19 protein-coding genes, 1 tRNA gene and 1 pseudogene are annotated in these 20,376 nt (G+C 59.9%); 15 read left to right on the plus strand and 6 right to left on the minus strand.

Features of this window, described 5'->3' with window-relative positions; translation table 11 throughout:
- Window positions 1-139 precede the first annotated feature (139 nt).
- The 13 genes from BLW25_RS08210 to BLW25_RS08270 all read left to right on the plus strand — a co-directional run bounded on the left by BLW25_RS08210 (window position 140) and on the right by BLW25_RS08270 (window position 12,520).
- On the plus strand, window positions 140-361 hold the full coding sequence (locus BLW25_RS08210; protein ID WP_092898045.1) for a Flp family type IVb pilin: 222 nt from the start codon (window positions 140-142) through the stop codon (window positions 359-361).
- 288 nt (window positions 362-649) lie between these two features.
- Entirely contained in the window at window positions 650-859 is a 210-nt protein-coding gene (locus tag BLW25_RS08215) for a hypothetical protein (protein WP_092898047.1), read from the plus strand.
- A gap of 58 nt (window positions 860-917) precedes the next feature.
- Window positions 918-1,751, plus strand: coding sequence for a Flp pilus assembly protein CpaB (cpaB, locus tag BLW25_RS08220; RefSeq protein ID WP_092898049.1), 834 nt, complete (start codon window positions 918-920; stop codon window positions 1,749-1,751).
- 227 nt (window positions 1,752-1,978) lie between these two features.
- Window positions 1,979-3,388, plus strand: a complete 1,410-nt coding sequence (locus BLW25_RS08225; protein WP_092898051.1) for a type II and III secretion system protein family protein — start codon at window positions 1,979-1,981, stop codon at window positions 3,386-3,388.
- A gap of 4 nt (window positions 3,389-3,392) precedes the next feature.
- On the plus strand, window positions 3,393-4,049 hold the full coding sequence (locus BLW25_RS08230; protein ID WP_092898053.1) for an OmpA family protein: 657 nt from the start codon (window positions 3,393-3,395) through the stop codon (window positions 4,047-4,049).
- A 241-nt stretch (window positions 4,050-4,290) separates the two neighbouring features.
- Window positions 4,291-5,622: a CpaE/TadZ family protein gene (locus tag BLW25_RS08235; RefSeq protein ID WP_092898055.1), complete on the plus strand. Its 1,332-nt coding sequence runs from the start codon at window positions 4,291-4,293 to the stop codon at window positions 5,620-5,622.
- 23 nt (window positions 5,623-5,645) lie between these two features.
- Window positions 5,646-7,094, plus strand: coding sequence for a TadA family conjugal transfer-associated ATPase (locus tag BLW25_RS08240; RefSeq protein ID WP_092898057.1), 1,449 nt, complete (start codon window positions 5,646-5,648; stop codon window positions 7,092-7,094).
- 9 nt (window positions 7,095-7,103) lie between these two features.
- Window positions 7,104-8,072 carry a type II secretion system F family protein gene (locus BLW25_RS08245; RefSeq protein ID WP_092898059.1) on the plus strand — a complete coding sequence of 323 codons (969 nt, stop codon included), beginning with the start codon at window positions 7,104-7,106 and terminating at the stop codon, window positions 8,070-8,072.
- A gap of 9 nt (window positions 8,073-8,081) precedes the next feature.
- Window positions 8,082-9,065, plus strand: a complete 984-nt coding sequence (locus tag BLW25_RS08250) for a type II secretion system F family protein (RefSeq protein ID WP_092898061.1) — start codon at window positions 8,082-8,084, stop codon at window positions 9,063-9,065.
- A 22-nt stretch (window positions 9,066-9,087) separates the two neighbouring features.
- Window positions 9,088-9,648 (plus strand): tetratricopeptide repeat protein, encoded by a 561-nt coding sequence (locus BLW25_RS08255; protein ID WP_092898063.1) that lies wholly within the window; start codon window positions 9,088-9,090, stop codon window positions 9,646-9,648.
- A 61-nt stretch (window positions 9,649-9,709) separates the two neighbouring features.
- Window positions 9,710-10,567: a tetratricopeptide repeat protein gene (locus tag BLW25_RS08260; RefSeq protein ID WP_092898065.1), complete on the plus strand. Its 858-nt coding sequence runs from the start codon at window positions 9,710-9,712 to the stop codon at window positions 10,565-10,567.
- Between the two features lie 3 nt (window positions 10,568-10,570).
- On the plus strand, window positions 10,571-11,068 hold the full coding sequence (locus BLW25_RS08265; RefSeq protein WP_092898067.1) for a prepilin peptidase: 498 nt from the start codon (window positions 10,571-10,573) through the stop codon (window positions 11,066-11,068).
- Between the two features lie 120 nt (window positions 11,069-11,188).
- Complete coding sequence (locus BLW25_RS08270) at window positions 11,189-12,520, plus strand: ATPase (protein ID WP_092898069.1); 1,332 nt, start codon at window positions 11,189-11,191, stop codon at window positions 12,518-12,520.
- 91 nt (window positions 12,521-12,611) lie between these two features.
- On the opposite strand, the gene BLW25_RS08275 is transcribed toward BLW25_RS08270, so the two are convergent.
- On the minus strand, window positions 12,612-12,902 hold the full coding sequence (locus tag BLW25_RS08275; protein WP_092898071.1) for a head-tail connector protein: 291 nt from the start codon (window positions 12,900-12,902) through the stop codon (window positions 12,612-12,614).
- A 624-nt stretch (window positions 12,903-13,526) separates the two neighbouring features.
- Between BLW25_RS08275 and BLW25_RS25315 the strand changes: the two genes are divergently transcribed.
- Window positions 13,527-13,724 (plus strand): AAA family ATPase, encoded by a 198-nt coding sequence (locus BLW25_RS25315; RefSeq protein WP_171909512.1) that lies wholly within the window; start codon window positions 13,527-13,529, stop codon window positions 13,722-13,724.
- Here BLW25_RS25315 and BLW25_RS08285 read toward each other — a convergent pair.
- From BLW25_RS08285 to lon, 4 genes and pseudogenes are all read right to left on the minus strand, one after another.
- A pseudogene (locus tag BLW25_RS08285) lies at window positions 13,705-14,637 on the minus strand (IS5 family transposase). The gene BLW25_RS25315 and the pseudogene BLW25_RS08285 overlap by 20 nt on opposite strands.
- Before the next feature lie 232 nt (window positions 14,638-14,869).
- Window positions 14,870-14,944, minus strand: a tRNA-Val gene (locus tag BLW25_RS08290).
- Between the two features lie 12 nt (window positions 14,945-14,956).
- Window positions 14,957-15,361, minus strand: a complete 405-nt coding sequence (locus BLW25_RS08295) for an HU family DNA-binding protein (RefSeq protein ID WP_092898075.1) — start codon at window positions 15,359-15,361, stop codon at window positions 14,957-14,959.
- 146 nt (window positions 15,362-15,507) lie between these two features.
- Window positions 15,508-17,913, minus strand: a complete 2,406-nt coding sequence (gene lon / locus BLW25_RS08300; protein WP_092901742.1) for an endopeptidase La — start codon at window positions 17,911-17,913, stop codon at window positions 15,508-15,510.
- A gap of 306 nt (window positions 17,914-18,219) precedes the next feature.
- On the opposite strand from lon, the gene BLW25_RS08305 reads away from it, so the two are divergent.
- Complete coding sequence (locus BLW25_RS08305) at window positions 18,220-19,158, plus strand: hypothetical protein (RefSeq protein ID WP_092898077.1); 939 nt, start codon at window positions 18,220-18,222, stop codon at window positions 19,156-19,158.
- 20 nt (window positions 19,159-19,178) lie between these two features.
- Here the strand turns inward: BLW25_RS08305 and tgt are convergent, their stop codons facing one another.
- Window positions 19,179-20,309, minus strand: coding sequence for a tRNA guanosine(34) transglycosylase Tgt (gene tgt, locus BLW25_RS08310; protein ID WP_092901745.1), 1,131 nt, complete (start codon window positions 20,307-20,309; stop codon window positions 19,179-19,181).
- Between the last annotated feature and the right edge of the window lie 67 nt (window positions 20,310-20,376).

Consider the following 20,376-nt stretch of genomic DNA (forward strand, 5'->3'; position numbering starts at 1 on the left):
TCATCCAAAAGCTGCCACGATCAGGGGGCTATATGCACTCATCCCGAACGGAAGAGACGGACCGGAACAGAGGCCGACCGACAGACACCGTGGCGGAGATGAACAGAAAACATGAGCACCTTTTGAAAGGGACAGACCAATGAACGCTATGAATTTCATCAAAGACGAAGACGGCGCAGTCACCGTTGACTGGGTTGTGCTGACCGCTGCTATCGTCGGTCTCGGCCTGCTGGTTATGAACGCTGTACGCCCGGCCATCTCGGGCCTCGCAACCGATATCGCCGCAGAAGTCACCGCAACCGGCGAATGGATGACCGGCGAAGGCCGCACCGGCGGCGGCGGCGGCGGCGAAGAGCAATAATCCGGATAGTCTGGCATAACGCCTGACTGGACTGAAATCAGACCGCGCCCTTTCCGGGGCGCGGACGCTCCATGTTTAAAGTGCGGCCGGTAAGATCACTGGCGGGGATGTGGCACACAGACAGCGGATGAACAGATCCACCGGTCAGCGTAAACTGCGCAGCAATTTCCTGCACATTTCATGATTTTGCTGCAATATGGCCGCCATCGTCAGGCATGCGCAGCGCTGCCCTGCCAGGAGCACCAAGACCCGGCAGAAATCACGTCAGAACCCTTGGGGAGACGCATTATGACCAAAGCGGTTGAAGCTTTCGTCAGGAGCGAGAACGGGGCTGTTACTGTCGACTGGGTTGTCCTGACGGCTGCGGTCTGCGCGCTGAATATGGTCGTGCTCTTTGCACCTGCCCGCGAGGCGATCGTTGATCTGCTGGCACAGGTGGCAGAATCGATCGGGATTGTGAGCCAGGATTTGCAGGAAGCCGGCAATCGGGATGGGTAGACGGGGGTCGGCAGGCGGTGAGATCTGCGATCCTGCACCTATTGTATAAGAGGTAACAATGCGAGCGATCTTCGGCCTCGTCCTTATCATCGGCGTCGCCCTGGCGGGCTTTGCCGTCTACATGGCGCAGGGCTATATTCAGAGTAACGAGATCAGGATGAATGCGGCCCTGGAGCGCGAGCGCCAGACCGGCAAGCTGGTTCAGGTCTTCGCGCTTAAAAAACCTGTGAAATATGGCGACGGCATCCTGAAAGACAATGTCCAGCTGGTCTGGGTCCAGGAAAAGCTCATGCCGCCGGCGGCCTATACCGATGGCGACGTCCTCTTCCCCCCTAACGCCACCAAGCCGCGTTTCGCAATGCGCTCGATGGAAACCAATGAAATCCTGCTGAGCACGCGCCTGACCGAACCGGGCCAGGTCGCCGGGCTTGCCGGCAAACTTGAGCCGGGAATGAGCGCCTTCCAGGTGCGCGTAAGCGCCGCCTCCGGTGTGGCGGGCTTTGTGATGCCCGAAGATCTGATCGACATCTACTGGACCGGTGCCAGCGGCTCGGGCGAGATCACCCAACTGATCGAAAGCGCCATGCGCGTGATCGCGGTCGATTCCGCCATCGATCAGTCAGAAGCCCGCTCGGGCACGGCCAGAACCATCACTGTCGCGGTCTCGCGCGAACAGGTCGCCCGTCTGGCACAGGCACAGGCCTCCGGACGTCTCACCATGTCGGTGGTCAGCGGACCCGCTGCCTCAGATACCGCAAAGGTTGAAATCAACCGCGATCAGCTTCTGGGCATCGAAGCCCGGCAGGTCGTCGAAGTCGCGCAACCTTGCTACCGCACGACCCGCAAAGGAACGGAAGTTGTCAGGGAAGAGATCGCCTGCGCGACCAACTGATCTGAAAACTCGACCAGGGCCGCGCGAATGCGCGGCCTCAGCCATACCGCATCTGGGGGATACTTTACTGCTGTGTACCTGGAACTGCCCGTCTGTTGCAGGTTATCCACATAAGAAAAACGCTCCAAGAGTTTGATTATTGCAAAAAAATCCATCTTCCGGCACTTTAGGACGATGTAAGGGCGCAAAGACCCACATAACGAGGCGTGGTCGAAAGGGCAGATCACATGAGCATTAAGACCAAAGTTGCGGCCGGTATTTTCGGCCTTGCAGTCGCGGTGTCGGTTGTTCCGGTTTCCGCTGAAGTGTTGCGTGTGATGTCCGGTCAGGCATCAGGCGCGTTGAATGTACCGATGAACCGCGCGGTCGTTGTCGAAAGTGATGTTCCCTTCGCGGAGCTCTCGATTGCCAATCCGGGAATTGCCGATATCTCGACGATCTCTGACCGTACGATTTATGTTCTTGGCAAAGCACCCGGGCGCACCACGCTCACCCTGCTGTCGGCGGAGGGCAAGCTCATCTCGAATGTGGATGTGCATGTCACCCCCGATATCGCCGAATTCAAAGAGCGCCTGGCGCAGATCCTGCCAAATGAGAAAATCGAGGTGCGGACCGCCAATGACGGGATCGTGCTCTCGGGCACCATCAGCTCGGCTGCCCGGCTTGACCGCGCGCTGGATCTGGCCAGGCGCTATGCGCCGGACCGGGTCTCGAACCTCATGGTCGTGGGCGGCACACAGCAGGTCATGCTGAAAGTGCGTTTCGCCGAGATGCAGCGCTCGGTCTCGAAAGGGATTTCGGCATCGATGGCCACCGCTGGCAATAGCGGGAACTGGAACGGTGGGACCATCTCGGGCAGCAACGGGAATGTTAATAACATTATCGGCGGCGGTCTTGTGACCACGGCAGCCCAGGGTGCACTCGGCCTTGGTTTCTCCTCGGGCTCCTTCCAGCTTGGCGTCCTGCTCGAGGCGCTGGAATCGAAGGGCATGGTCCGCACGCTTGCGGAACCGAACCTGACGGCATTGTCGGGCCAGGAAGCTCGCTTCCTGGCAGGTGGCGAATATCCGATCCCTGTCATGCAAAGCGGAAGCGGCACGGGCGCCAATTCGATCACCGTCGAATACAAACCCTTTGGTGTCGAGCTGAACTTCACCCCCTATGTGGTGGATGGCGATATCATCAACCTGCAGATCAACGCGGCTGTCAGCTCGATCGACACCACGGTTTCGGTTCCGACCGGCGCGGGCGGCCAGATCAACGGCTTCAAACGCCGCGAGACCACGACCACTGTGGAAATGCGCGACGGTGACAGCTTTGCCATCGCGGGTCTTTTGCAGGATGATTTCCGCAACTCGGCCAGCCAGGTTCCGTGGATCGGCGATGTTCCGATCCTTGGTGCCCTGTTCCGCTCGACGGATTTCCAGCGCAACCAGTCGGAACTGGTGATCATCGTCACGCCGCATCTTGTTTCGCCGGTGAAAGGCGAGGCCCTTGCCCTGCCAACGGACCGCGTCCGTATCCCGACCGAGAGCGAAATGTTCCTCTACGGAGATATAGCCAAGCCCGCCAGGGGCGCCGCCGGTGAAGTGGCCCGGCAGGACTTTTCGTCTTCCTACGGCTATGTGATGGAGTGAGCCGATGCGCATGACCCCCTCCACGCTCCTCGCCTCTGTCTGCGTGTTGTCGCTGGCCGCCTGCGGCGCCAGTGCCAACCGCGAGCTTGGCGCTCAGGTCGATACCGGCAGTTTCGGCAATTCGACCATGCATAATGCACTGATCCAGACCGGTCAGATGGATTATACCATTGCCCTGGCACAGCGCTTTGCCGCCGAAGTCCCCGATACCGTGACCTTCGCCTTCAACTCGGCGCAGCTGACACGGGAAGCGACGGCCATCCTCGACAGGCAGGCGAATTTCATCCGCCAGTTCCCCGAAGTGCGCTTCAAGGTCTTTGGTCATACCGACCTCGTCGGCAGCCAGGGCTACAATAAAAAGCTCGGCCAGCAGCGCGCCAATGCAGTCGTGGCCTATCTCGTCTCGCGTGGCGTGTCGAAATCACGCCTCCAGGCCGTGGTCAGCTTTGGCAAGACGCGCCCGCTGATCCAGACCAATGCGCCGGAAGAACGCAATCGCCGCACCGTCACCGAGGTGTCGGGATTTGTGAAATCGAACCCGATGGTGCTGAACGGCAAATATGCCGAGATCGTCTGGCGCACCTATTCGCGGGAATCGGCAGCGCGCGATCATGGCGGCACGACCGGCACCGTTTCCGAGGTTGCAGGTTCCGGCGGCTGAGGCGGTTCCACCCAGGATTGCAAAGGCCGGGCTTTCGCCCGGCCTTTTGTTTTTTCAGACCGCGAATGACCAAAGATTGACGCTATTTCGGCCCCAATCTCGCCCAACTCACCAGGCAAATTGCTGCAATGAGAACGGTGTGCGGCCAATTCCGCGCGCGGCGTCTTTGGGGCTTTCTGCGTCTGGCCAAAATCCGGCGCGCGATTTCCCGATGACGCAGGGCAGAACAACGTGAGGCGAGATGACGAGCGTGGCAACAATCCAGCCAGATCCTGCACCGATTGCGGCGTGCACTGTTTCGCGCGATGTGCAGAACTTCGAGATGCTCATCGATGAGATGGAGCGGGAAATGGGCGAAGCCTGGGGCGACCTGAGCTTCGATGACGCACTGGTTTTTCTGGACCAGCCTGAAGCGTCCGAACTGGAATTCATTGCGATCGCGCTGGATGCTGATGACGAAGGGGATCTCTCGCTGATCTCCGGCGTGATCCGGGCGGCGCGGGCCACCGGGACCCATGTCATCCTCGTCGCGAACCAGCTCAGCCCGACGGGATTGCATCAGCTGATGCGTCTCGGCGCTGATGATTTTGTTCCCTACCCGCTTCCCGATGGCGCGCTTCATGATGCGATCAGCCGCGTTCGCGCGGCCGCAACCGCCAAAGCAGCCGCCACAGCAAATGCGGCCGCTGTACGGACAGCGACCGCACAGGCCGCCCCCCCTGCCGCAACCGCGAATGCGCTTGTTCTGGTAGAGGATGCGAGCAACGCACCTTCCTTCCGCGCCAGCGGCAATCGCCATGGCCTCGTGCTGCCGATCCATGGCATGGCCGGTGGTTCCGGGTCGTCCACCTTCGCGGCAAACCTCGCCTGGGAGCTGGCCAATGCCGATAAGCTGAACCCGCCGCGCGTCTGCCTGATGGATCTCGATTTTCAGTATGGGTCTATCGCGACCTATCTCGACCTGCCCAGGAAGGATGCGATCTTCGAGATCCTCACCGATCCTGGCCAGGTCGACAGCGATCTGCTGATCAAGTCGATGCAGACCTTCAACGAGCGGCTTTGCGTCTTTACGGCACCTGCCGAGATGCTGCCGCTTGATATCATCTCGGGCGAAGATCTCGGCCGGCTGATCGACATGGCCGTGGCGAATTTCGATTTCGTGCTGATCGACATGCCGAAAACGGTTGTGACCTGGACTGAAGCCGTGCTGTCGCGCGCCCATATCTATTTCGCGCTGCTCGATCTCGATCTGCGCTCGGCGCAGAATGTCCTGCGCTTTGTGCGCGCCCTGAAAGCCGAGGCGCTGCCGCATGAGAAGCTGCGCTATGTGCTGAACAAGGCGCCGAAATTTACCGATCTTTCCGCTAAGGCGCGGGTCAAGCGGATGTCGGAAAGCCTTGATATCCAGATCGAGGTTCAGCTTCCCGATGGCGGAGCTGCGGTGACGCAGGCCAATGACCACGGCCTGCCGCTGTCCGAAAGCTCTGCCAAAAACCCGCTGCGCAAGGAACTGCAAAAGCTCGCGAAATCGCTGTTCGAGCTCAATAAGGCCCAGGCCAGCGCCCGGTCGTAATTCTTTCCCAAAGGCACGCTTTCATGTTCAGCCGTTTCAAAAAAGATGCTGCCCAGGGTAAGCCCGCTGCGCCTGCCGCTCCGGTGGACAGGGCGCCCGCTGCGGCCACCGCTGCGGGCACCGTCAAGGTAACACGCCCGACCTCGATGATGGGCGGCAAAGCCTCGCCGGCCGAGGTCGCACAGGTCGATAAGGAAGCCAAACGCCGCCACCGGATGATGGAGCTCAAGCTAGAGATCCACAAACGGCTCCTGGAAAACCTGAACCTCTCGGCGCTGGAACATGCCTCCGAGCAAAGCCTGAAATCAGAGATCTCGACCCAGACCTCCGAGGCGCTGGATGAGCTTTCCGTCGCGCTGAACGCCAGTGACCGCGCCATCCTGGTGCAGGAGCTTTATGACGAGGTCATGGGGCTTGGTCCGCTGGAGCCTTTGCTGAAAGACGAAACCGTCAACGATATTCTCGTGAACGGCCCTTTCCGCGTTTTCGTCGAGCGCGGCGGCAAGCTGGAACTGTCGGACATCACCTTCCGCGATGAACGTCACCTGATGCGGATCATCGACAAGATCGTGTCCGCCGTGGGCCGTCGCGTCGATGAATCGAACCCCTATTGCGACGCCCGTCTGCTGGATGGGTCGCGTTTCAACTGTATGGTGCCGCCGGTTGCGGTGGACGGATCTCTGGTTTCCATCCGGAAATTCAAGAAAGAAAAGCTGAAGATCGAAGACCTCGTGCGCTTTGGTGCCTTTACCGAGGAAATGGCCGCCTATCTCCAGGCCGCCGTATCGACGCGGCTGAACATCATCGTGTCGGGCGGCACGGGGTCAGGGAAAACCACCACGCTGAACGCGCTGTCCTCATTCATCGACAATACTGAACGCGTGCTGACCATCGAGGATACGGCGGAACTTCAGCTGCAACAGGTCCATGTCGGCCGGATGGAAAGCCGCCCCGCCAACGTCGAAGGCAAAGGCGCCGTGACGCAGCGTGACTGTCTGCGCAATGCGCTCAGGATGCGGCCTGACCGGATCATCGTGGGCGAAACCCGCGGCGAAGAGGTCATCGATATGCTGCAGGCCATGAACACGGGCCATGACGGATCCATGACCACGATCCACGCCAATAACCCGCGTGACGGCATATCGCGTCTGGAAAACATGGTCGCGATGGCCGGGATCGAAATGCCGCTGAAGGCCGTGCGCAGCCAGATCGCCTCGGCGGTGAACGTGATCGTCCAGGCCTCGCGCCTGCAGGACGGCTCACGCCGCATGACCTCGATCACCGAAATCACCGGCATGGAAGGCGAAGTGCTCTCGATGCAGGAAATCTTCCGCTTCGAACGCCTTGGCGTCGAGCCTTCGGGCAAGATCATCGGCCGTTTTAACGCGACCGGCATCCGTTCGGCCCATTCCGAGCGTTTCCGTTCCTGGGGCTTTGATCTGCCCGCCTCCATCTACGAACCCATCGCGTAAGGCCAGGCCATGACCATTTCGATTGCGCCCCTCATCTATGTCATGATCTTCGTTGCCGTCATTGTACTGGTCGAGGGGATTTACCTCACGGTCTTCGGCAAATCGATCAAGCTGAACAGCCGCATCTCGCGCCGGCTGACGCTGCTTGAGAAGAACGGCAACCGCGAAGAGGTGCTCGCCCAGCTCCGCAAGGAGATGAACCAGCACCTGAACTCGAAGAATATTCCGCTATATTCGATCCTGGCCAAAAAGGCGCAGCGCGCGAATATCGCCTTTTCGCCGGTGCAGCTGATCGGGTTGATGGGGGCGCTTGGGGTTGTGGCCTTCCTGCTGCTGACCATCGGCACCTCCGCCGAATTCGGGGTCCGGATCCTTGCCGCCATCGGGATGGGCGTGGGTGGCATCTATGTCTGGGTCAATGGCAAGGCCAAAAAGCGGATGAACCTTATGGAAGAGCAGCTTCCGGATGCCATCGACCTGATGGTGCGGTCTCTGCGCGTCGGTCACCCGTTCTCAGCGGCGATCAACATCGTCTCGAAAGAGGTCCCCGACCCGCTCGGCACCGAATTCGGCGTGATCGCTGATGAGGCCGCTTATGGCGCGGATATATCCGAGAGCCTGAAGAACTTTGCCGAACGGATGGACAGCCAGGATCTGCGCTTCCTTGCCGTCGCAGTGACCATCCAGCAGCAATCGGGCGGCAACCTTGCCGAGATTCTCGACGGATTGTCGAAAGTGGTGCGGGCGCGGTTCAAGCTGTTCCGCAAGGTACGCGCCATCACCGCCGAGGCGAAATGGTCGGGCATGTTCCTCTCGGCCTTCCCGATCCTCGCGCTGATCATGATCAACGTGATCCAGCCGAACTATTATGACGGCGTAAGGGAAACCCCGGTCTTCGTTCCCGCCGCCCTCGTGGTCTGCGCCTTCCTCATCATCAACGTGATCTTCATGAAGATCATGGTCAACATCAAGGTCTGAGGCACGATCATGCTCCAATCCATCAACTCTGTGCTTACGGGACTGCTCGGGCCACTGGGGCCGCTGATCGCAATCGCCGGGCTCGGGATCGTGCTGGTGCTGATCGCCCTGCCGACAATGTTGAAAAAACAGCGCGACCGTTTCGCCGAACTCGGCGTCCAGGCGGGCATCCGGGGGGCGGCTGCCGACGCAGGCAAATCAAACCGCCTGCGCCGCATGAGCTCGGGCGACCGGCTTGAGAAATACGCCCATCTGCTGGAGCCGCAAAAGGCCGAAGAACTCTCTGCGCTGCGTCTGAAACTGATGCGGGCGGGCTATCCCGACAAGGGCGCGGTGCGCCTGTTCCACGCCGCCAAAATGGTGCTTGGTCTTGGCGGCCTTGTGCTGGGTGTGGCTTTCGCGCTGATCAATTCGACCGATGAGACCTCGACCACCAGTTTGCTGATCTATGGCGCGCTGCCCGGGGTTATTGGCTATTACCTGCCGGTATACTGGATCGAAAAGCGGGTCGCCATGCGCCAGACCGAGATCATCCAGGGCTTTCCCGATGCGCTGGACATGATGCTGGTCTGCGTCGAGGCAGGTCAGTCGCTTGACCAGTCGATCATCCGCGTCGGCCGTGAAAGCCGCGCCGGCTACCCTGCCCTTGCCGATGAATTCGACCTGGTCGCCCAGGAGGTCAAGGCCGGCAAGGAACGCACACAGGTGTTGCGCGATATGTCCGACCGGGTCGGCATCCCGGATGTCGCCTCTTTCGTGACCACATTGGTGCAATCGGCGACCTTCGGGACGCCCGTCGCCGAGGCCCTGCGTGTCTATTCCGCCGATATGCGGGACAAGCGTGTGATGCGGGCCGAAGAAAAGGCAAATATGCTGCCTACGAAGCTCACTCTGGGAACTATGATGTTCACAGTTCCGCCGCTGCTGATTATCCTGATCGGGCCTTCGGTCTGGGGTATCGTGACCATGCTGGGGCAAATGGGCGGCAAGTGAGGTCGGGATTGAGCGTGTTGGTTTGAGATTTGCGGTCAGTGTTGTGCTGATCGCGACCCTGCTGGCCGCCTGTGGAAATACGGGCGGTCCTGGTGCGTCGCGAAATACGCCTTTCGGGGTGAATCCCAAAGGCGCGGCGGTTGACGGGTTGATTGTCGGACATCGTCTGATGGCGGCGGGCGAGCCGGAGCTTGCGCTGAAAGCCTATTACCGTGCCGCCGCCGAAGACGGGATCAGCGTCGATACGCTTTCCGCAATCGGATCGGCCAATCTGGCGCTTGGCCGGCTGGGCCAGGCCGAACAGGTGCTGCGCAATGCGCTGAAACAGGATGAGACCTTTGTCCCTGCCCTGAACAACCTTGGCGTCGTGCTGATGGAGCGCGGCAAGCTTGGCGAAGCGCGGCTTGTCTTCCAACAGGCCTATGCGCTGGACAGTGGCCAATCGGACTCGATACGCGACAATCTGAAACTCGCTATCGCCCGGACCGAAAACAGGGTGTATGATGACGCCAGTGAGGAAAAGGGCGAATTCCAGCTCGTGCGCCGCGAGAAGGGGCAATATGTCCTTCTGACAGAGCTCTGAGACGTCGGGCAAAGGCTGGAACCAGGCCTGAATTGGGCAGTAAAAGATAAAAGGACGCAAAATGCGCCACCTGGTTTTTGTGACACTGTGCCTCGGGGGCGCAGTTTTTCTTGCCGGATGCCAGAAGAATTCCGACGCGCAGGTTCAGCGCGCGCTCAAAGACGTCAATGTCATTGATGAAGCGAACCTCAACGACATCATGCTCACGGTCAGCGATCCCAAAGAGGCCGTGGCCTATTTCCAGGGTGCCCTGCAAAAGGACCCGGGCCGGATCGATCTGATGCGCGGGCTCAGCAAATCGCTGGTGCGCGCCGGCAAGCCGATGGAAGCTGCCCAGGTGCTGGAACGGATCGTCACCATGGAAGGCAGTAATCCCGAAGACAAGGTGATGCTGGCAGACGCGCAGATCCGCTCCAATGAATGGGCCAGGGCCAAGGCGACGCTCGCGACCATTCCGCCGACCCATGAGACCTTTGACCGCTACCGGCTGGAGGCGATGGTCGCCGACAGCGACAAGAACTGGAAAAAGGCCGACAGCTTCTATGAAATCGCGGCCGGTCTGACCACGAAACCCTCGGGCATCTACAATAACTGGGGTTTCTCGAAACTGACCCGCAAGGAATTCGCCGGCGCCGAGCGGCTATTCTCGCAGGCGCTGACCTATGATCCGACGATGTTCACCGCCAAAAATAACCTCGTCATGTCGCGCGCCGCACAGCGCAAATACGACCTGCCGGTGATCGATATGACCCAGACCGAACGGGCCGAGCTGCTCTACACCATGGCGCTGGCCGCGATCAAACAAGGCGATGTCTCGGTCGGCAAGGGGCTCTTGCAGCAGGCTGTCGACACCCATCCGCAACATTTCGAAGCCGCCGCCCGCAGCCTGGCCGCCCTCGACAACAATGTGACCAACTGAGCCATGACAATACCAACCATCACTCAGGCCCTGTGGTTCCTGCCCTTCTGCCTGCCGATTGCGCTCTGGGTCTCTTATACCGACCTGAAATACATGAAGATCCGCAACAATGCCTGTCTGGCGATGATTGCGGCCTATGCCGTTGTCGGCTGGCCGGCGCTTGGGCTGCACACCTGGCTCTGGGGCTGGGCGATCATGGCAATCGTGCTGGTCTTCGGCTTTTTCGGCAACGCGGTCGGCCTTTTTGGTGCCGGGGATGCCAAATTCGGCGCCGCGATGGCCGGCGTGTTTTCCGGCGGCGACCCCTGGCTGATTGCGATGCTCTATGCGGGCTGCTCGATCGCCGCCCTTCTGGGCCAGCGCATCGCGCGGATGATCCCCGCAGTGCGGCGTGCCTCGCCCGACTGGGTGAGCTGGTCCTCGAAGAAATTCCCGATGGGACTGGCGCTGGCGCTGATGCTGATTTTGTACCTTCTCGCCGCCTTCCTGCCCAAAGGCTGACATTATTCCCTGCAAACTGCAGCGATAACGGGCCGCTCTCTCCGGGGCGGCCCTTTGCTTTTCCGGCAGTGCCAAAGGCGCAGACCGGCTGTGGGACAGAGACAGACAGGGACGCGGAAGATGAATGTGCAGCTGACCAATCCAGATGGCGTCACCTCCGGCGTCCAGGCACCGCCTTCGCCGCGCTCGCTGGCCGATACCGGCATAGGCATCGTCATGCTGCGCGATATCCTGCTGAAGACCATGTTCCGCACCAATCTTGATCTTTGTTCGAAGATCAGTCAGGCAATCTCGCTGCCGGTGCCGCTGACCCAGGAGCTGATCGACCTCGCCCGCAGTCAGCGCCTTTTGGAGGCGACCGGCACCATGCATGCCAATGCCGGCAATGAAATGGGCTATCAGCTGACCGACGCCGGCAAGGCACGCGCGCTGGATGCGCTCGCCCAGTCGGAATATTATGGCGCGGTGCCGGTGCCGCTGGATCAGTATGGCGAACAGATCAAACGCCAGTCGATCCGCAATATCTCGCTCAACCGTGACCAGCTGATGGCTGGTATGGGCGGGCTGATCCTGCCCCCGGACCTGATCGGCAATCTGGGCCCGGCCGTGACTTCGGGCCGCTCGATCCTGATGTATGGCCCCCCGGGCAACGGCAAGTCATCGATCTCGCACGGGATCCGCAAAGCGATTGGCGACAAAGTCTATGTGCCGCGTGCGATTGAATATTCCGGCCAGGTGATCTCGGTCTATGACCCGATCGTCCATGCCGCAGCCGAGGCCGCGGTCGACGACCCGAACAGCCTGCGCCGCACCTCGAACCGTTTCGACAACCGCTATGTCTATTGCGAGCGTCCTTCGGTGATCACCGGAGGTGAGCTGTCGCTCGATATGCTCGACCTCGCCTATAATCCGGTGTCGCGCACCTATCAGGCGCCGTTGCAGCTGAAGGCGACCGGCGGCATTTTCATCATCGATGACCTTGGCCGCCAGGCCGAGCCGCCGCAAAAGATCGTCAACCGCTGGATCGTTCCGCTGGAGGAAAGCCGCGATATCCTCGCATTGCAATCGGGCGAGAAATTCACCGTGCCCTTCGACACGCTGGTGATCTTCTCGACCAACTTCCACCCCAACCAGATCTTCGACGGCGCGGCTCTGCGCCGGATCTTCTTCAAGATCATCATCAATGGTCCAAGCCAGGAGATGTTCCTGAAGATCTTCGCGATGGTTGCACGCAAAAAGAAAATGCCGCTGGATGAAAAAGCGCTGATGTATCTCCTGAAGGTCAAATATCCGACCATCGACATGAATTTCGCGAATTATCAGCCGACCTTCCTGATTGATCAGATGATCTCGATGTGTCAGTTCGAAGGCATCCCGAACCAGATGAGCCCCGAGCTGATCGACCGCGCCTGGGGCAATATGTTCGTAGAACAGGCCGATTTCGCGCATTGAAACTTAAGGACGATACGCACGTCAGCACGACTCCCTTCTCACTCGCCTACGTGATCCAGCCGAGCGGGAACGCCGCGACGAAGTGGTGAGCCTAGCCAGTGACGCGCTCTTTCAGGGGAGACAGCAGATCATGGACGCCGAAAGGAAGCTGGTGCGGGCTGGCGAAGGTCACGCCCTCGCGACTTTCATACTGGTGCGCCACCAGAAGAAGCGCGGCCTGCACCATCAGGGCATTGTCAGCGGTGAAGGGCTGGCCGGTATAAGCCGCCACCCACATCGCCGCGACATTGGCGTAATGGGTCAGCAGTTCGGGGTCGACATCACCAAATTCACCTTCGGCAAGGTCGAGATGCGCCCGGTCAAGGGCGATAGACAGGGACATGGCAGCACTCACAACAAACGATTTTGTTATAATACAACACCTCCATGCCAGGGAGTGAATCTGAAAAGAGAAGCTCTGACACAACTTGACCGTGAATTTTCATTGCTTAAGACTACATGCACCAACGCTGCGGCAGGGTGTCGTAGTGGGATGGTGATTTACGCGGAGGCGCTAAACACAGGAGGTTTATTATGAACTACTTTGAGGTTTCTCCGGATATTGAATGGAGAAACAATAATGAAGGTAAAATACAAAACGAAGCAAAATGAAACCGAATATCCTTGCGGAACAAAGGTGAAAACCTTTTCGAGCAGCATTGATTTTGATACTGGGACGGATTGGCTAGCTGTTGTGTCTTCGATCTTTTCTATCATCCCAGTGCTGATGGAAGTTATTTCGAAGTTCTTCTAACATTAAAAAAGGTTCAGCCCCTTGGATATCCTTGGGGCTGGTCACTGAAAAGTTATATTCCGGCGTATCTTGCGCGAAGGACCACACGCCGGTTCCCTGAAAGGGGCGGAAGTTCGGGGATACCCCCATCCGGGCTGATGGCAGAGCATTAAAAATTGACAACGCTCAACCCTACATTGCAGCATGGTGCGCGCAGAGCATCAGGGAAATAAAATGAGAATTTCTAAAATAACTATTGAAAACCTCCGGTCAGTAGCTCACATGTCAGTAAATCTTGACAGCGTCACAACATTGATCGGCGGAAATAATGCCGGAAAACCAACAACACTAAAGACGCGGCTCTGTTGCACAAATCGGCTGCTGACCGGACTGCCCCCTTCCGCAGATAGACCTATCCTGCAACCTCTGTGATAGGTGTGCCAAGTGCGGTGAAGCCGTTCAGGACGGCTACGCGGACTTGGAACTCTGCAACCTGACGGTCGAAGTCCCTGGCTGACAGGCGCTGGCCCAGCAGTTTGACGCAGTGCATCTTGGTCTCTACTCGGCTTCTACGGTGGTAGCCGCTCCATCGTCGCCAGATGATGCGCCCGACCCGCTTCGAAGTGCGCAGGATCTCGTTGCGGGCGATGGCCCCGGGGGTGTCGGGCGTCCAATACTTGGCGTTCTTACGGGGCGGGATGATCGCGGCGGCCCCTCGGGCGGCGATGGCTTCATGGCATTTGCGGGTGTCGAAGGCACCATCGGCGGTGACGGTTGCGATCTCCTGCTCGGGCGGGATCTGGTCGAGCATCTCGGGCAGCAAGGGCGCATCGCCCACATTGCTGGTGGTGAACTCGGCTGCACGGATTTCCAGGGTTTTCTCATAGATCCCGATGTGGATCTTGCGCCAAACTCTGCGTTTCGAGCCGCCATGCTTGCGGGCGTTCCACTCGCCTTCACCCTCGACCTTGATCCCGGTGCTGTCGACCAGCAGGTGCAGGGGCCGTCCGAACCACGAAAGGGAATGTTGACCTTCAGAGCCTTCTGGCGCCGCGACAGCGTGCTGAAGTCGGGCACGGCCCAGTCCAGGCCGATCAGCCGTAGCAGGCTCTCGACGAAGCCGGTCGTCTGGCGCAGCGCCATCCCGAACAGCACCTTCATCGTCAGACAGGTCTGGATGGCGGCGTCGCTGTAGTCGGGATGCCGCCCACGCTTGCCCATCGGCGCGGCCTCCCAGATCATGGCGGGATCGAACCAGATCGTCAGCGAACCCCGGCGCTTGAGCGCCTCGTTATAGGCGGGCCAATTCCTGGTCTTGTAGGCGGGGGGGCGTAGGTCTGCTTATGCCGCCTAGCTACCATGATGAATTCTCGAGATGAATCCCTCAGCCGATTTGTGCAACAGAGCCGCCCGCAAGTCTTTCGGCACCACAAGTCGGGCGAAGAATCTGCCATCGCGGTTAAGAAGGTATCGTTGTGCGCCAGCCATCACAGAACCGTTTTGTAACAGAGTTTGCAACGGTAGAATGGGAAATGCCCAGCAAAACAAGGGATTTCCTTAGTTTGCTGGGCCAATAATGGTGGGCGATAACGGATTTGAACCGCTGACATCTTCGATGTGAACGAAGCGCTCTACCGCTGAGCTAATCGCCCGGTGAGGGGCTTTTAGCTATCCTCTCCGTCCTCCGCAAGAGGCTCTTTCCCGCTTGCCTCTTTCTTTTCTCCGGCGTTCTTCACTTTTACAGTCAGAACTGTCGCGCCCGATTTATCCGATGATTTCACCACCTTGAGCCTGCCGAGACCGGGCAGGTTCAGCTCTTCTCCGGCCGCAAGCGCGGCTCCAAGCACCGCCAGAACAGCCTCGGACACTTCACGCTGCGTCTTTTTCGGAGCGTCGCTCTGCTCCGCCACACGGACCAGCAGCTCCCTGAGCTTAAGCCCCGCGGATTTCACCCGGGCCTCTTCACCGCCCTTGTCCGCCGGCGCAGCCGGGGCTTTTGCCGCTTTGGCGGGCCGCGCCTTTCTGGCCGGGGTCGCCTTCGGTTTCACCGCAGTTTTAAGCGCTGGCATGGCCAAGTTCCCGCATATGTTTCACCTGCACCGAGCTTATCCATCCGCCCCTTGGCCCGCCAATGAAATTGCAGCAGCGCAAGACAAAACGGCGCGGCAGGTGGGGCCTGCCGCGCCGTCTTTGCTGTCAGCCTGTCAGGCAGTGATCAATGAGCGACCTGAGCCCGGTCGCGGCTTTCCGCTGCGCGGGCGGCCGCGGCAGCCTCTTCGGCAGCCTCATCCCAGTCAACCGGCTCGGGCTGACGGGTCAGGGCGCGGGCGAGAACCTCACGCACATGGGTCACCGGCACGATCTCCAGGCCCTCTTTCACATTGGCAGGGATCTCGGCGAGATCCTTTTCGTTCTCTTCAGGGATGAACACCGTGCGGATGCCGCCCCGAAGTGCCGCGAGCAGTTTCTCTTTCAGGCCCCCGATCGGCATCGCATTTCCGCGCAAGGAAACCTCACCCGTCATGGCAATGTCCTTGCGGACCGGAATACCGGTCAGCGCCGAGACAATCGCCGTCACCATCGCGAGACCTGCGGAAGGCCCATCTTTCGGCGTCGCCCCATCCGGCACGTGAACGTGAATGTCCACCGTGTCAAACTTCGGCGGCTTGATCCCCAGCTGCGGGCTGATCGAGCGCACATAGGAGGAGGCCGCGTCGATGGATTCCTTCATCACATCGCCGAGTTTGCCGGTCGTCTTCATACGGCCCTTACCGGGCAGTTTCAGCGCCTCGATATGCAGCAGATCACCGCCGACAGAGGTCCAGGCAAGCCCCGTGACCACACCGACCTGATCTTCCTTCTCGGCCAGACCGTAGCGGTAACGCTGCACGCCAAGATATTCCTCGGCCTTGGCGGGCGTCACATCGACGGATTTCGACTGACCTTTCAGGATCTCGGTCACCGATTTCCGCGCCAGTTTCGCGATTTCCCGCTCAAGATTCCGCACCCCTGCCTCACGCGTATAATAGCGGATGACATGGTTCAGCGTCTCGTCCGGGACAGCGAATTCGCCCTTCTTCAGGCCATTCGCCTTGACCTGCTTGGGCAGCAGATATTGCTTCGCGATCTCGCGTTTCTCGTCTTCGGTATAGCCCGAAAGCGGGATGATCTCCATCCGGTCAAGCAGCGGCCCCGGCATGTTGTAGGAGTTCGCCGTGGTGATGAACATCACGTTCGAGAGGTCATATTCGACCTCCAGATAGTGGTCCACGAAGGTGCCGTTCTGTTCCGGATCAAGAACCTCCAGCAGTGCGGATGCCGGATCGCCCCGGAAATCCTGGCCCATCTTGTCGATTTCATCGAGCAGGATCAGCGGGTTGGTGGTCTTTGCCTTTTTCAGCGCCTGGATGATCTTGCCGGGCATCGAGCCAATATAGGTCCGCCGATGTCCGCGGATCTCGGATTCGTCGCGCACGCCGCCAAGCGAGATGCGGATGAATTCACGACCCGTGGCTTTCGCGACCGAACGGCCAAGCGAGGTTTTCCCCACGCCGGGCGGGCCGACGAGGCAGAGGATCGGGCCCTTGAGCTTCGTCGCCCGCGCCTGAACGGCGAGATATTCGACGATCCGCTCTTTGACCTTTTCCAGCCCGTAATGATCACTGTCGAGCACCTTCTGCGCGGCCGGCAGATCCTTCTTGGTGCGCGACTTCACGCCCCAGGGAACGCCCAGCAGCCAGTCGAGATAGTTGCGCACAACGGTGGCCTCGGCCGACATCGGCGACATCGATTTCAGCTTCTTGACCTCGGCATCGGCCTTTTCGCGTGCTTCTTTGGACAGCTGGGTCTTTGCGATCCGCGCTTCCAGTTCGGCAATCTCGTTCTGGCCGTCCTCGCCATCGCCGAGTTCCTTCTGAATGGCCTTCATCTGCTCATTCAGATAATACTCGCGCTGCGTCTTCTCCATCTGGGTCTTGACGCGGGTCTTGATCTTCTTCTCGACCTGAAGGACGGAAAGCTCGCCCTGCATCTGGCCGTAAACCTTCTCAAGCCGCTCGGAGATCACCAGGGTTTCAAGAAGATCCTGTTTCTGCGCCACATCAATCCCAAGATGACCGGCCACCAGATCCGCCAGCCGCGCCGGTTCGCGCGTGTCGGAGACAGCAGCCATCGCCTCTTCGGGGATGTTCTTCTTGATCTTGGCGTAGCGTTCAAACTCTTCGCCAACGGCGCGCAGCAGCGCATTGACCGCTTCCTGATCGCCGGTCTCTTCCGACAGCGGCTCGACGCTCGCCTCGAAGTAAGACGGGTTATCGATGAAATCGGTGATTTTCACCCGCGACTTGCCCTCAACCAGCACCTTCACGGTGCCATCGGGCAGTTTTAAAAGTTGCAGCACATTGGCAAGCACGCCAGTGCGGTAGATCCCTTCGGGCGAGGGGTCATCAACGGTCGGGTCAAGCTGACTGGACAGGAGGATCTGGCGATCATCCTGCATCACCTCTTCCAGCGCCCGCACCGATTTTTCCCGGCCCACAAAAAGCGGCACGATCATATGGGGAAAGACCACGATGTCGCGGAGCGGCAGGACGGGGTAAGTGGAGGTTCTGATATCGCTCATCATTCATCCTTCATTTCGGCAGACAGTGCGGCCCCGGGTATCGGCAGCCATCGCCATCTCCATCGGATCGCCTGTTAATCTGTGTTGACCACAGTATGAATTCAAGTCTCCCCCCTCTCGCGGGGTCAGCAAGGCAGAATAGCGTGCGGGCATGGCTCTGCAAGAGGGGTTGGCATCCGAAATAGCCAAGTGACCCGGAACTCCATCCCCACCAAAGCCCGGGCCGGGACATTTTTTCCCTGTTCGCGCCACATCATCGCCCGGAAGCCGGATAACAAAAAGGTGACACCAACCAGGAGCCGGGTCATGCTCAGGCGGATCATTCACCAGTATAAGCGCATGCTCTTCGGTGGCACCTTGCTGACCCTGACGCTTTGCTATGCCCTTTATGCGATGGACCAGTTCGACGCGGGCATGGTCGAGAGATTGCAAACGCCAGAGGGGCTCATTGCCATCGCCGTCCTCAGTTTTGGCTTTATCGCTCTGTGCACCGCGCTTCTTGCGGCTTTCACGCAGCGCTTTCTCGACGTGATCGAGGTCCTGCCCATCTCCCTCGCCCTGACAGCGCTGATCGTCTCGGTCCTGGAACGGATCATGCCACCGCTGATGGCGCTGATCGGTCCGAACCTTCCAAAGCCGCGCGACCTGACCCATTGGGGCGAGGTTGCAGGCTGGGCGGAGTGGAGCATCCTTTTTGCCTGTTTCTGCCTTGTTTGTCGTTTTTCAATCGGCCCCTGCCCGGACTGGATGCGCAGCAATGCAGGCCCATATCGGGGTCGCTTCACCTCACCAGAACCACCCGAGGAGGCGTGGAAGCTGCTTTACCCGCTGCCTGGACAGCTGGACCGCTATTTTTACCCCGAAAGCACTGTCAGTGCCGCCCCCGAGGGGATCAGCGCCGATTTCATGCTTCAAAGAAAAGGCGAGGCCCCGCATCTGGTCACCGTCCACGACTATATGCCCGGACGGCAGATCAGCATGGAAATGAACTTCTGGGATCCCGATGGGAAAGCAGCCTTCCCGGCGCGCGGTGGCACATTGTCTTTCACGCTCAGTCCCGACCCAGGTGGCGGCAGCAAGATCTCCTGGCAGGAAACTGTCCGCGGCGCATATCCGATGCTGCGCCTCGGTATGGCGCTGAGCTGCATCGCCCGCGAGGTGAATGACGGCTACGCCGCACGGGCAAACGGGCGCCCGGACCGTTCCCTGCTCGCCACGGGCACCCCACAAATGCCGCCGCGCTGAATTCTGTGGCTGGCACCCGGTCAGAGCGGCTCGATATCGCCCTCTGCCCGTTTTGCATGGAAATCTGCGACAAAAGCTGACAGCCGCCCTGCCCCGACGGCTTCACGCAGGCCGGCCATCAGTTCCTGATAGTAATGCAGGTTGTGCCAGGTCAGCAGCATCGAGGCAATGATCTCCTGCGACCGCAGCACATGGTGCAGATAGGCGCGGGAATAGTTGCGGCAGGCCGGGCAGGTGCATGCCTCGTCCAGCGGGCGCGGATCGTCCTGATGGCGGGCGTTCTTGATATTCACCTGACCGCGCCGGGTCCAGGCCTGGCCCGTCCGGCCCGACCGCGACGGCAGCACGCAGTCCATCATATCGATGCCGCGCTCCACCGCGCCGACGATGTCATCGGGCTTGCCGACGCCCATCAGATAGCGCGGCTTATCCTCTGGCAGGAAGCCTGGCGCATAGTCGAGAACGCCAAACATCGCCTCCTGCCCCTCGCCCACGGCGAGGCCGCCGACCGCATAGCCGTCAAAGCCGATCTCTGTCAGGGCTTTGGCGGATTCTTCACGCAGATCGCGGGTAACGCCGCCCTGCATGATCCCGAACAGCGCATGGCCAGGCCTGTCGCCAAAGGCATCGCGCGAGCGCTGTGCCCAGCGCATCGAAAGCCGCATCGATTTCGCGACCTCTTCCTCGGTCGCCGGCAGCGCCGGGCATTCGTCGAAACACATCACGATATCCGATCCCAGCAGCTTCTGGATCTCCATCGAGCGCTCGGGCGAGAGCATGTGTTTTGAGCCGTCGACATGGGAAGAGAACTTCACCCCCTCTTCGGTCAGCTTCCTCAGCCCCGCGAGGCTCATGACCTGGAAGCCGCCGGAATCGGTGAGGATCGGCTTTTGCCAGTTCATGAACTTATGCAACCCGCCAAGGCGGTCGATCCGCTCCGCCCCGGGGCGCAGCATCAGGTGATAGGTATTCCCGAGCAGGATATCCGCCCCGGTCGCGGCAACCGACTCCGGCATCATCGCCTTGACCGTCGCCGCCGTGCCGACCGGCATGAAAGCAGGCGTGCGGATATCGCCGCGGGGCGTATGGATCACCCCCAGCCGCGCCGCGCCATCTGTCGCCTTCACCTCGAACGAGAACCGCTCCTGCATCACCATCTCCTGCCGCATCCTGGGCCACTCCTGCGGATTTTCGCCCGCCACCGGCCCATATGGGCGG

This window comes from Rhodobacter sp. 24-YEA-8 (assembly GCF_900105075.1).
Taxonomy (GTDB): Bacteria; Pseudomonadota; Alphaproteobacteria; order Rhodobacterales; family Rhodobacteraceae; genus Pseudogemmobacter.

What these genes read in the sequence shown, in the direction of transcription:
- BLW25_RS08210 (WP_092898045.1), top strand. Translation starts at nt 140, where the DNA reads ATGAACGCTATGAATTTCATCAAAGACGAAGACGGCGCAGTCACCGTT.
- BLW25_RS08215 (WP_092898047.1), top strand. Translation starts at nt 650, where the DNA reads ATGACCAAAGCGGTTGAAGCTTTCGTCAGGAGCGAGAACGGGGCTGTT.
- cpaB (WP_092898049.1), top strand. Translation starts at nt 918, where the DNA reads ATGCGAGCGATCTTCGGCCTCGTCCTTATCATCGGCGTCGCCCTGGCG.
- BLW25_RS08225 (WP_092898051.1), top strand. Translation starts at nt 1,979, where the DNA reads ATGAGCATTAAGACCAAAGTTGCGGCCGGTATTTTCGGCCTTGCAGTC.
- BLW25_RS08230 (WP_092898053.1), top strand. Translation starts at nt 3,393, where the DNA reads ATGCGCATGACCCCCTCCACGCTCCTCGCCTCTGTCTGCGTGTTGTCG.
- BLW25_RS08235 (WP_092898055.1), top strand. Translation starts at nt 4,291, where the DNA reads ATGACGAGCGTGGCAACAATCCAGCCAGATCCTGCACCGATTGCGGCG.
- BLW25_RS08240 (WP_092898057.1), top strand. Translation starts at nt 5,646, where the DNA reads ATGTTCAGCCGTTTCAAAAAAGATGCTGCCCAGGGTAAGCCCGCTGCG.
- BLW25_RS08245 (WP_092898059.1), top strand. Translation starts at nt 7,104, where the DNA reads ATGACCATTTCGATTGCGCCCCTCATCTATGTCATGATCTTCGTTGCC.
- BLW25_RS08250 (WP_092898061.1), top strand. Translation starts at nt 8,082, where the DNA reads ATGCTCCAATCCATCAACTCTGTGCTTACGGGACTGCTCGGGCCACTG.
- BLW25_RS08260 (WP_092898065.1), top strand. Translation starts at nt 9,710, where the DNA reads ATGCGCCACCTGGTTTTTGTGACACTGTGCCTCGGGGGCGCAGTTTTT.
- BLW25_RS08265 (WP_092898067.1), top strand. Translation starts at nt 10,571, where the DNA reads ATGACAATACCAACCATCACTCAGGCCCTGTGGTTCCTGCCCTTCTGC.
- BLW25_RS08270 (WP_092898069.1), top strand. Translation starts at nt 11,189, where the DNA reads ATGAATGTGCAGCTGACCAATCCAGATGGCGTCACCTCCGGCGTCCAG.
- BLW25_RS08275 (WP_092898071.1), bottom strand. Translation starts at nt 12,902, where the DNA reads ATGTCCCTGTCTATCGCCCTTGACCGGGCGCATCTCGACCTTGCCGAA.
- BLW25_RS25315 (WP_171909512.1), top strand. Translation starts at nt 13,527, where the DNA reads ATGAGAATTTCTAAAATAACTATTGAAAACCTCCGGTCAGTAGCTCAC.
- BLW25_RS08295 (WP_092898075.1), bottom strand. Translation starts at nt 15,361, where the DNA reads ATGCCAGCGCTTAAAACTGCGGTGAAACCGAAGGCGACCCCGGCCAGA.
- lon (WP_092901742.1), bottom strand. Translation starts at nt 17,913, where the DNA reads ATGAGCGATATCAGAACCTCCACTTACCCCGTCCTGCCGCTCCGCGAC.
- BLW25_RS08305 (WP_092898077.1), top strand. Translation starts at nt 18,220, where the DNA reads ATGCTCAGGCGGATCATTCACCAGTATAAGCGCATGCTCTTCGGTGGC.
- tgt (WP_092901745.1), bottom strand. Translation starts at nt 20,309, where the DNA reads ATGCAGGAGCGGTTCTCGTTCGAGGTGAAGGCGACAGATGGCGCGGCG.